Origin of the sequence: Pseudonocardia sp. N23 (genome assembly GCF_002583555.1) — a bacterium.
GTDB lineage: Bacteria > Actinomycetota > Actinomycetes > Mycobacteriales > Pseudonocardiaceae > Pseudonocardia.
Window position 1 is genome coordinate 1 of the sequence record NZ_BEGX01000008.1, and the last position, 9,854, is coordinate 9,854.

9 protein-coding genes are annotated in these 9,854 nt (G+C 59.8%); 1 reads left to right on the forward strand and 8 read right to left on the reverse strand.

The genetic code is table 11. From position 1 onward, the window contains the following. The 8 genes from TOK_RS04380 to TOK_RS04415 all read right to left on the reverse strand — a co-directional run. Positions 1–1,052 (reverse strand): aldehyde dehydrogenase family protein (locus TOK_RS04380; RefSeq protein ID WP_098956499.1); only part of this gene is annotated, 1,052 nt, incomplete at its 3' end. Positions 1,053–1,305: 253 nt separating this feature from the next. After that, a complete protein-coding gene (locus TOK_RS04385; protein ID WP_098956492.1) occupies positions 1,306–1,971 on the reverse strand; it encodes a GPR1/FUN34/YaaH family transporter in 666 nt (221 codons plus the stop codon). A gap of 252 nt (positions 1,972–2,223) precedes the next feature. Then, entirely contained in the window at positions 2,224–2,577 is a 354-nt protein-coding gene (locus tag TOK_RS04390) for an MmoB/DmpM family protein (RefSeq protein WP_172457399.1), read from the reverse strand. After that, entirely contained in the window at positions 2,577–3,617 is a 1,041-nt protein-coding gene (locus TOK_RS04395; RefSeq protein WP_098956494.1) for an aromatic/alkene monooxygenase hydroxylase subunit beta, read from the reverse strand. Before TOK_RS04395 ends, TOK_RS04390 begins: the two co-directional genes overlap by 1 nt. Before the next feature lie 30 nt (positions 3,618–3,647). Next, a complete protein-coding gene (locus TOK_RS04400) occupies positions 3,648–4,730 on the reverse strand; it encodes a 2Fe-2S iron-sulfur cluster binding domain-containing protein (RefSeq protein ID WP_098956495.1) in 1,083 nt (360 codons plus the stop codon). Positions 4,731–4,853: 123 nt separating this feature from the next. Continuing rightward, positions 4,854–6,491, reverse strand: coding sequence for a methane monooxygenase (locus TOK_RS04405; protein WP_098956496.1), 1,638 nt, complete (start codon positions 6,489–6,491; stop codon positions 4,854–4,856). Between the two features lie 148 nt (positions 6,492–6,639). After that, positions 6,640–8,142, reverse strand: coding sequence for an aldehyde dehydrogenase family protein (locus TOK_RS04410; protein WP_098956497.1), 1,503 nt, complete (start codon positions 8,140–8,142; stop codon positions 6,640–6,642). Positions 8,143–8,294: 152 nt separating this feature from the next. Next, complete coding sequence (locus tag TOK_RS04415) at positions 8,295–8,618, reverse strand: EthD family reductase (RefSeq protein ID WP_172457401.1); 324 nt, start codon at positions 8,616–8,618, stop codon at positions 8,295–8,297. Between the two features lie 875 nt (positions 8,619–9,493). Between TOK_RS04415 and TOK_RS04420 the strand changes: the two genes are divergently transcribed. After that, positions 9,494–9,854 (forward strand): GntR family transcriptional regulator (locus TOK_RS04420; RefSeq protein ID WP_141566259.1); only part of this gene is annotated, 361 nt, incomplete at its 3' end.

A 9,854-nucleotide genomic window follows, 5' to 3' on the forward strand; every position in this document is an offset into this window, starting at 1 on the left:
AGAATCTTCGCCCCAGCATGGACTGCGTCATCGATCCACTGCTCGATCCTGATGGCAGATGCCTCGTTAATGACAGGGCCGACATCGGTTGCGTCGTCGTTCGGATTCCCCTGCCTAAGTGCGCCAATATGACGCGAGAGCAGCACGGTAAACACCTCGTACAGCTCACGCGGCACATAGACTCGCTGCACCGAAATACACGATTGACCCGCCTGATAGTTCGCAAAGAGAGCGATCCGCTGAGCTGCCCACTCCAGATCTTGCTCGCTCGACCAGTCGGAACATACAACCGCTGCCGCATTCCCACCGAGCTCAAGCGTCACATGCTTACGAGGGACAAGGCTTTTAATATCCCAGCCCACAGGCCCTGACCCTGTGAAAGAGATAACAGGAAGCCTCGGATCGAGGATGAGGTGCTCCATCTGACTGTTTGGGACCGGCAACACAGACCAGCTACCCTGGTGCAGATCCGTTTCAGCGAGAAGCTGACCCAAGAACAACGACGAGAGCGGAGTCGACGGGGCAGGTTTGATAATAACCGGCGCTCCAACCGCGATCGCAGGGGCAACTTTATGCGCGACGAGATTAAGTGGAAAGTTGAACGGCGCAATCGCCAGCAGAGAACCTCGTGGAAACCGCCGAACAAGCGCAAGCCGTCCAGCCCCACCAGCATCGGTATCCAATCGCTGCAGGGTTCCCGACCAACGCCGGGCTTCCTCTGCCGCCCATCGGAACGTGGAGGCTGCGCGCGCTACCTCCACCCTGGCCCACTTGATGGGCTTACCGCTCTCGAGCACGATGACCTGAGCGGCTTCCTCTGAACGCTGCTCAAGCCTGTCTGCGACATGCGACAGTGCAGACGCTCGCCGATGAGCCGACGTTGCCCCCACAACATCCCTCGCCGCGTGCATCGCAGCGACGGCCTCTTCAACCTGCTCAGCGGATGGAACAAATACCGAGGCGACTGTTCGACCATCATAAGGATACTGGACATCAATCGCCGCGCTACCAGTCGCCGGACGACCTGCGATCCAGAATGGTTCAGCTTGCACTAGTCGGTTCGCTTCTTTCCTCTATCACGTCTCGCACCAGATTGCACAAAATAACGGATACTATGCGCGGGCTCGACTTCGACTTGCACAACCTCAATGATTTCATTACTCGTGCAGGCCGACCACCTCCGCAGAAACTCCGGGAGACTCGGAGCGGAGAGACTCCCGGAGTTCCCAGCGGGGAAGCCCGTCAATGACGGCATCCCAGCCCAACGGCCGCGCGGAGGCCCTAGGGAATCCGTGTTCCTTAAAACTACTTCGTCAAAGGGGCGCCGAGCGGTGCTGATGATCCTCCGAGCTCCTCTGACATGGCCCCGTAGAACAGGTAAGCTCCCACAAGGCAGAAGCCGAACACGGCGATTCCACCCCACACCAGAAGTGCCGAAGAAGCCGCCAGAACTCCAGCGAGAACGAGCGCGAGGGCAATGTCAACAAGCACGAAGAGCACTGTATAGGCGAGCGGCAATCTCGTAGTTGCCAGCGTCATCACTACAAGCACAATCAACCATGACAAAAGGAACGTGGCCTGCACCGACTGCACCTGGCTACCAGCTGCTGCCACATCTGTAGTCGATACCCCGAAAAGCCCATTAACCAGACCGAAAACTAACACACCAAAGCTAAGCCAGAATGTACCGAATGTGGCCAGGACGCCCGCCACCGCACTCTGGCCCAGGCGCGCTGCCCACGTCGCTCCGAGAATAACGCCAACCCCGGACGCAAAGAAGACACCCGCAACTAGTCCACCAGGAAGAGCTGTCGGCAGATAGTCAACGAGCCAAAGGCCTAGAGTGATGCTACCTACGAGAAAGGTCGGAAGAGCCACGAGCATTGGGTTACCCACGGCAACCGCATGCGCTGCAGTGCTGTCGCTTGCCAAAGGCGTCGTTTCCGGTGCCTCAGAATTCTCAACAACCATGACTCTCCTCAAGCTGCGGCGGCGTCCGTCCGAGCGAGACACCACCTAGGGAACAGATAGCATCAATCCAATACTGCGAAGCCTCCCAAATACCACAGCCCCGCTCTCGGGCCGGCATGAACTCCAGCCGGCCCGAGAGCAAGGATGGTGCAGGGGAGCAACACACCACCCCAATGAGGCTCCCCCACATCTCAAGGAGTGAAAAGCCACGTCACTCACCTGAGAAGCGAGATCACCTTGAGAATCCCCTTCCTACGACTCAGAGTTGATCAGCTCGATCAGCTCGAGGGGATCGGCGACCAGGATGAACGAGTCATCGGTCATTGCCATCCGGCCATAGTGAGTGGTCATATGTTCCTGAAGAACGTAACCATCCATGTCGCTGCCGAGTTCTTCGCCGACCGCGTCGAAGTTGACGATCAGCCGATCCTTGGCCCTGACATCGAGGAAAGTTGTGTTCGTGATGACCTCGACACCAGGAGTCTGCGAGCACACCCGGCCGACCGCTTCGCCTTCCGGAGTACGCTGCATAACCAGCCCCACATAATCATAAGCGGCGTCGCCGCTCCCCTGCGCAGCCGCCGGCGCAGCCGTGGCATCCGTCATCAGACCGTCACCTCGCTCGACTTGAGGCCGCATTCCTGAAGCAGGTCGGCATGATCTTGGTTGAGACGCTGACGGGTTTCAGAGTAGGCAGGGTCGATCGAGCTGAAAACGGGCTCCAGCGCATCGATCGCCTCGCGAGCCATCGTTCCCCAGTCATCCAGCCACTCCTGGACCTTCTGGGTGTTGGCCTCGGAATGCGTAGCGTCATTCAGGATGAAGCGAACGAGGGCCACGGACCAGTCGCGCACCCAACCCCACTCGGCTTGAGCAACCTGGCCGAGGGTCGGTGTAGTGGCGTCACCGTAAGAGCCGGCGAGTCGGATCAGCACTTCGCGGCGCAGCAGATTACCAATGAGCGGTTCGAAGCAGATATTGGCGGCGACGACCGTCTCCGCCCAGTCCGTGATCGACGCCAGCCGCTCAAGGTAGCGACGTGTCGGCTGCCATTCGGGATCCTCCAAGAAGCGACGCTTCCCGTCGGCGGTCGAAAATCCGGGAATCTCCCGCTCCAGCTCTCCCCCGTAGAGAACAAGTGCCTGAGCCTGTCGAAGTTTGTAACCGGCGCTGTAGCCGAGGCAGTTCGCGATGGCGTCACCCAGGGCGGGTCGGAGTGCCGCCGACTGCGGGGCAACCAGACCATACTCGGTAAGGCTGATCGGCAGAAGCTGAGCAGACAAGAAGTCAACCCACTCCTTGCTTGCCGCAACAAACAGATTGTTGTCCCGCGCCACCTGGAGATCATTCTCGATCTCGCGCTCATGAGTCGAGCCAGTCTGGAAGAACGTGCGCTCCCAAAGGCCGGCCGGATCACGAAACGCATACCAATCGCTGGACCGGATCGCAGTGGAGTCATCCCAGAATGACGGACGCCCGTTTGGAAATGCGATAGGATAACCGAACCTGGTATGCCGGTGGACGCTCGGCTGGACGTCGATAGTAACGTCCTCGTAGAGCGACGAGCGTTTCCGCTCCGGGATGAACCAATGCTGTGTCCGCTCGAGCTCTCGCAGCTCACGCCGCTCGGCAGCTGATGCACTCATTGCGCAGATCTCCCCTCTGGAGAACAAGTCTTAAAGCGACGATACAGAATCGGAATCGGCAGACTCCTCGGGGCCGGTCGACGTGAACTTGTCTACGAAGATCCGATTCTGCTCCACCTGATGCCTGAGCGTCAGCACATCATTAACCGCATCAACCATCGGTGGCGGGCCTGCCATATAGACGTCACATGCATCCAGGCGGAACCCGGAAGTCTCTATCCACTGATCAACGGCATCATGCACGAATCCGCATCGTACATCGTCACCGTCACTATCGGATTCATCCGATACTACCTGGATGAATTCGAACTGCTCGATTCGCTTTCCGAGCGACTGAACGAGCTCGGTATAGAAAAGATCGCGTCTCGCACGTCCACCGTAAAACACCGACACGGTGCGGCCCTGACCGTCCTCTGACATCTGGCGCAGCAGAGAAAGGATCGGCGCCATACCCGAACCACCGGCGATGAGTAACGCCGAACGGCTTCCGCCGGTATCCCGGAGGTAGCATGTACCATAAGGCCCAGTGAACTTCACTGAATCACCCACCGTCAGGCCCTCGTCGAGCATCGCCCCGAACCGGCCGCCCGGATACTGCTTGATGATGAACTCAAGGCGCCCGTCGCTAGGAAGATTCGCCATCGAGAACGATCGCCGCTGCTCTGTCCCGGGGATCCAGATGTCGACGAACTGGCCAGGAAGAAATCCGAAGCTCTGAGGAGATTCGATCTGAAGCTCCAAGCGTCGAATGTCGTGCGTCAACACCTCCACATCGACTACCCGGCCAACTCCATCAGTAATGGCGTGCTCAAGCCGATAGTGGTCTGGATCATAGTTGAGCAGCTCGATCGTAACGTCTGACTCCGGAACTGCCCGGCACAAAAGCGTATATCCTCCCTCCTCTTCCTGATCGGAGAGAGCGAAGCTTGAATATTTCTTTAGATATATCCATCCTTCATCGAGGACAAATGCCTTGCACGCCGAGCAGCGCCCCTCGCGGCAACCGTGCACAAGGTTCAAACCAGATCGGAATGCTGCATCAAGAATTGTCTCATCCTCGCCACATTCGATCTCTTCACCAATTGGCTCGAACCTTACGTTGAAGGTTCCCATCTGCTCGCCACCTTCCCAACCTGCGGCCACTCATCTGATGACTCGGCGAGAGTCATACGCCAAGCCCCGGCAGGTTGCCGAACCAAGAGTCGGCAGCCTGCCGGGACGAGACATTAGACTTACTCAGACCCCGAAGAGCGGCGGAATGGTGGGGGGCATGTCACCGGGCTTAGTGCCGGTGTATTCCACTCGCTTATAGGGCAGACCGAGACGCTCCGCAGTGAGGATATTCGGGCTCTGCATGATGTGGCCGAGCTCTCGGAGATCATCGATCGTCCACTGCTTAGCAGGGTCGGGGTCAACGTGCGGCTGGCCTGTGAGCGTCTTACCGTCCGGACGGAGGAAACCGAGGTCACGCACGATCTCGGAGTACTCCCAGCCGTGGTAGCGGTCGAACCAAACACGGTCACCGACATAGCGACCAGGGTTGGTCATGTCGATCCACTTGCACTCCGGCGAGCAATAGAACCGCGTGTGCTCGTCGACAATGCGGTGGCACTGCTCCTCGGGCCGCAGGCATCCGAGCTGGCAGGTCCAGCAGATCGGGCCGGCACCCTCGAGCAGCCCGGGCAGCTGCAAGGGACCCGAACCGGGGTAGCGAACGTCGGCGTAACCGCGCCAGAACGCACCGAACTTCTCGTTCCAGCCCGGGTACTTGCTCTCGAACCAGTCGTAGTCCTTCTGCTCGAGATTGCCGTACTTGTAGTAGTGGAAGGGCCACGAGGCCCAGACGCCGACAGCGACCTTGTGGTGGTAGTCGGCAGCGATCCGCTCACGCGCGCGCTTGAAGATCGAGTCGGGGATCTTCAAGCCCAGCTTGCCGAGATTGACGATGTAGGAACGGTAGTAGTCGTCATTCACCCACCGGTCCCACTTCGTGGTCCAGCTTTCCGGGTCGGTCGCATCCGTGGGGGCGTACTCGACGAGGATGCCCATGAAGGCGTCGACGAATGCGTGCACGGTCCAGAACATCTGCTGGATGTCCTGCTCAAGCAGGGGGGCGTTCTCCGGCTCCTGCAGGAGGTACAGAAGTGTCGCGTAACCGTTGTTGATGTGGCGCGCCTCGTCCGACTGCACAGAGTTCATGACAGTGGGCAGAGCGAAGTCATGGTTCCGGACTGCCACGTCCGGAAACGCGACCAGGATGGTGTTCGTGAAGGCTGTCTCAACAACAACCTGGAGCGCCACCGCGGCCTGGAAGGGGTCACCGGTCATGAAGCTTCCGGTGAGGTTCTGGGCAGCGACCAGGATGGAGTCGCCTCCGACCGCCTGGAGCCCGAGGTTCCAGCCGACCGGCTCGGGCATGTTCTTCATGTACCAGCGATACAGGTTCATCTGCATCGCGGTGTGACGCTGCTCGTCAAGCTGCTGGATGTAATAGGCGTTCTGCAGCTCGGGGTCGTCGATGGCATCAACAAGCATGCCCATACAGCGAGTAGCGGCGGCCTCGGCGCTAATAACGGTCAGCAGGTAAGGCTTGAGCAGCTCCAGCCACCGAAGCGGGGCCTTGCCGGGGACCTCTGCGCGGACGGCTGCATCGAGGCCGCCGTGGACGCGGTCGTCCTTCTCGTTCTGCATGTGCAGGTAGTCGCCCATGATCTGCTTCATGGGATCCCGGCCTGGCTTATTCGGCAGCTTGTATCGGCTGGGGTACTTCCCGCGCTCATGCGGGTAGTACGTCCGGTCCCAGCCCAGCTCGCCGATCTTGGCGTGGCTCGCCGTAATGCTTCGACGCGGCCTCTTCATCGGTGGGGCAGTCATCGTGATCTTAAGCCTTTCCCATTGATGGCGCCTTTATATGGTGGGTGGAGCGCCAGACGATGCGGGGTATCGAGTCCGAGATGTCGCGCTTACCTGGGCACCAATCGTCTCCTGAACGAGAGTGCTCCCCCTGGTGAGCGCAGTAGCGTCAGAGTGCGATACCGATCGACTTGACCTCGGTGTACTGGTCGATCGCGTCGCGGCCCATGTCCCGACCATATCCGGACTGCTTGAATCCGCCGAATGGGAGCGCGACATCGACCACATGGTGGGTATTGATACCGATCGTTCCAGCCTTGAGCCGCTTGGCGACCCGATGTGCGACGCTAATGTCGCGGGTGTAGATACTCGCGGCCAACCCGTACACCGAGTTGTTCGCCTCACGCACGACGCTATCGATGGTGTCTTCGTCGAAGGCCATGGCGCACAGCACCGGGCCGAAGATCTCCTCGCGCACTACGCTCATGCTCGGATCAGTCTTGGTGAGGATGGTCGGCTGAATGAAGTAGCCCCCATCACCGACAGTTTCTCCGCCCACGATCACCTCTGCGCCGGCCTCGCGGCCCTGTGCGATGTAGCCAGTGACACGGTCGCGCTGCTCCGCCGAGATCAGCGGCCCGATGCGGGTCGCCGGGTCGAGACCGTGACCGATCGGGAGAGCCGACGCCTCACTGGCGATACCCTCCACGACCTTGTCGTAGATCTTCCGGTGCACATAAAGACGAGAGCCCGCCGTGCAGGTCTGCCCGTTGTTGTAGAAAATGGCGCTGGAAGCACCGGCAACAGCCTGCTCGATGTCAGAATCACCGAACACGATCACGGGGGACTTTCCGCCAAGCTCGAGGGAGACCTTCTTCAGGTTCCCGCTCGCCGCCTGGGCGATCAACCGCCCCACCTCGGTCGAACCGGTGAAGGCGACCTTGTCGATATTATCGTGGGCGGCGATCGCTGCACCCGCCGTCTCGCCAAAGCCGGTGATGACGTTGAAGACACCCGGCGGGAAGCCGGCCTCCTCGGTGAGCTCGGCCAGGCGAAGTGCACTCAGCGGCGTCTGCTCGGCGGGCTTGAGGATCACGGTGCAGCCGGCGGCCAGGGCAGGAGCGACCTTCCAGACCGCCATCATGAGGGGGAAGTTCCAAGGAACGATCTGCCCGACCACGCCCACCGGCTCGCGAAGCGTATACGCATGGAAATCAGCCGGGTTGGTGAGCGGAATCGTCTCGCCATAAATCTTATTCGACCAACCAGCCATGTAGCGCAGCAGCTCGATCGAGAACGCCACGTCTACCGCACGCGCGTCCGTGACCGGTTTTCCGTTGTCAAGCGCATCGATCTGCGCGAACTCGTCCGCGTGCTCCTCGAGAAGATCCGCGAGCCGCCAGACCAGCCTGCCACGCTCCGAAGGATTCAGCTTGGACCATGGCCCCTCGTCGAACGCGTAGCGCGCAGCCGCCACAGCTCGGTCGACATCCTCCGCATCACCCGCAGCAACGGTGCAGATCTTCGTCCCAACCGCAGGGTCGTAGACCTCGAGAGTCTCACCCTTGATGGAGTCATGCCACTGACCATTGATGAAAAGCTTCTTCGGGCGATCAATGAACTTCTGCACATCGTCACGCAATAGATGATCGGGCTTGGCGATCACAGTCATCCTATTACTCCTTCAGCGGCGAGGGTAAACCGAATAGGCCCTACGTGCTAAGACGGAACCGAACATTCAAACGCATGGCCGGCGCCGCGAGCGAAACCAAACACCTTAATTATGATGGCTGATGACGACTCAGCCAGTCGCCAAAATAAAGGTCAATCAACGAAGACATAATCCTGGACAACTGCCGTCGGAACATTGTCAGGATCTGCAAAGTTGACCACGTCCTTCAGAACTGCATCGAACTCGGGAGATGCCGTTGCCTCGACAAAGGCTCCCTGGCTGTCGAACACCATTTCAGCGGATCCGAGGTACGGGGCCGAGCCCCCGTCAGCAGAGCTGAGGGCGTGCGTCTGAGCGTAATAACGCAGGCCGGGAATCTTGGACGCGAGCGGGCCATGCTGCTCGCGCCAATAACGCAGAGCCTCATCCCGATCGATACCCTCGCGCTCGTAGACGACAAACATGATCTTGAACATAATCCAGCCTCCGAGTCTCCACTGCGACGTAGCATGTAACATGCCACACTTTCCTAAACCAAGATACGTTGGCGAGGCCACGCTTAAAGCTTTCTGACGAACCGTGATCCCGAATCGTCATACACCCACTGGCCGGATTGCGATACCGCTGAACGAGCTCGGGATTAGCCATAGGTCGCTATACGCTACATTAACGCAACACGACAAACAACAACAGGCAACTAAGCGAATCGCGGAGCATGCGCGTTAGGACTAACGACCATGATATGACACTAACGGCGCCGAGACCCGACAGAAGGAGTAGTGACCTGATCCCGCCCAGCCGCACCCAGAGTTGCCGCCGTACGGCGTAAACCTCTTCAACGCCGGAGGTGAAACGAAAGACCTTACGAAACCTACACAGGTATCGGCCGACGCCCCGTCAACTCGAAGGCGCCAAGCAGTGTCACCCATAGCTGTTCCATCCCGACGATGCGACGGAGCGACTTCCCCTGGGCCCAGCGATTTGCTGGCTAAGGGATGCGCATACTGGCATGTAGCATGCTGCGGTGCAGAGTGGCATGTCACATGTAGAGCTGTCAAGCTCCCCACCGTGTGGCCGCTCGGCAGCAGGAAGTCGCAACGGAGGGGCAGGTGATGCGGGCTGGTCGAGGCTTCGTTGCTATACGTCTTGTTGGCGGTTCGCCAGAACTCCGGGCTGTGACAGCCCACCGTCAGGACGGACCCGCCGCAGTGATCGAATGTCGACCACCTGCTGCGGCGCTGTTCGCGCACCCGACGCAGCAGGCCGCTGGTGGAGGATCGGAGGACGGGTAGATGTGTGAGCAGGACGACGATGCAGACTATGGGGCCGGCACAGGTTCCACTGAGCTCCGATGAAGGGCGTTTCGAGCGGGATCACGACTCTTAACACTGCTGTGCTCAGCTCTCTCAGGAGTGCAGTAGTGAGCGGCGAGCTTCTTCCTGGAAGTCTGCACTCGGTGCAGGCGCTCGCCGCCGAGCTCGGCGTATCCCGGACACCGGTGCGTGAAGCCCTGATCAAGATGGCCGAGCAGGGCATGGTCCGCTTCGAGCGGAACCGCGGGGTACGGATCCTTCAAACCACGGTCCATGATCTGGAGGAGGTCTTCGAGCTTCGGCTCCTACTGGAGGTCCCAGCCACCCGACGGGCCTGCGAAAAGTGGCTCTTCACAATCCAGGGTGTAGCCGCGGCCGGAAGCCGCCGGCCTCCAGTAG

Coding starts and splice junctions, on each gene's coding strand:
- TOK_RS04385 (WP_098956492.1), bottom strand. CDS start 1,971: ATGGTTGTTGAGAATTCTGAGGCACCGGAAACGACGCCTTTGGCAAGC.
- TOK_RS04390 (WP_172457399.1), bottom strand. CDS start 2,577: ATGACGGATGCCACGGCTGCGCCGGCGGCTGCGCAGGGGAGCGGCGAC.
- TOK_RS04395 (WP_098956494.1), bottom strand. CDS start 3,617: ATGAGTGCATCAGCTGCCGAGCGGCGTGAGCTGCGAGAGCTCGAGCGG.
- TOK_RS04400 (WP_098956495.1), bottom strand. CDS start 4,730: ATGGGAACCTTCAACGTAAGGTTCGAGCCAATTGGTGAAGAGATCGAA.
- TOK_RS04405 (WP_098956496.1), bottom strand. CDS start 6,491: ATGACTGCCCCACCGATGAAGAGGCCGCGTCGAAGCATTACGGCGAGC.
- TOK_RS04410 (WP_098956497.1), bottom strand. CDS start 8,142: ATGACTGTGATCGCCAAGCCCGATCATCTATTGCGTGACGATGTGCAG.
- TOK_RS04415 (WP_172457401.1), bottom strand. CDS start 8,618: ATGTTCAAGATCATGTTTGTCGTCTACGAGCGCGAGGGTATCGATCGG.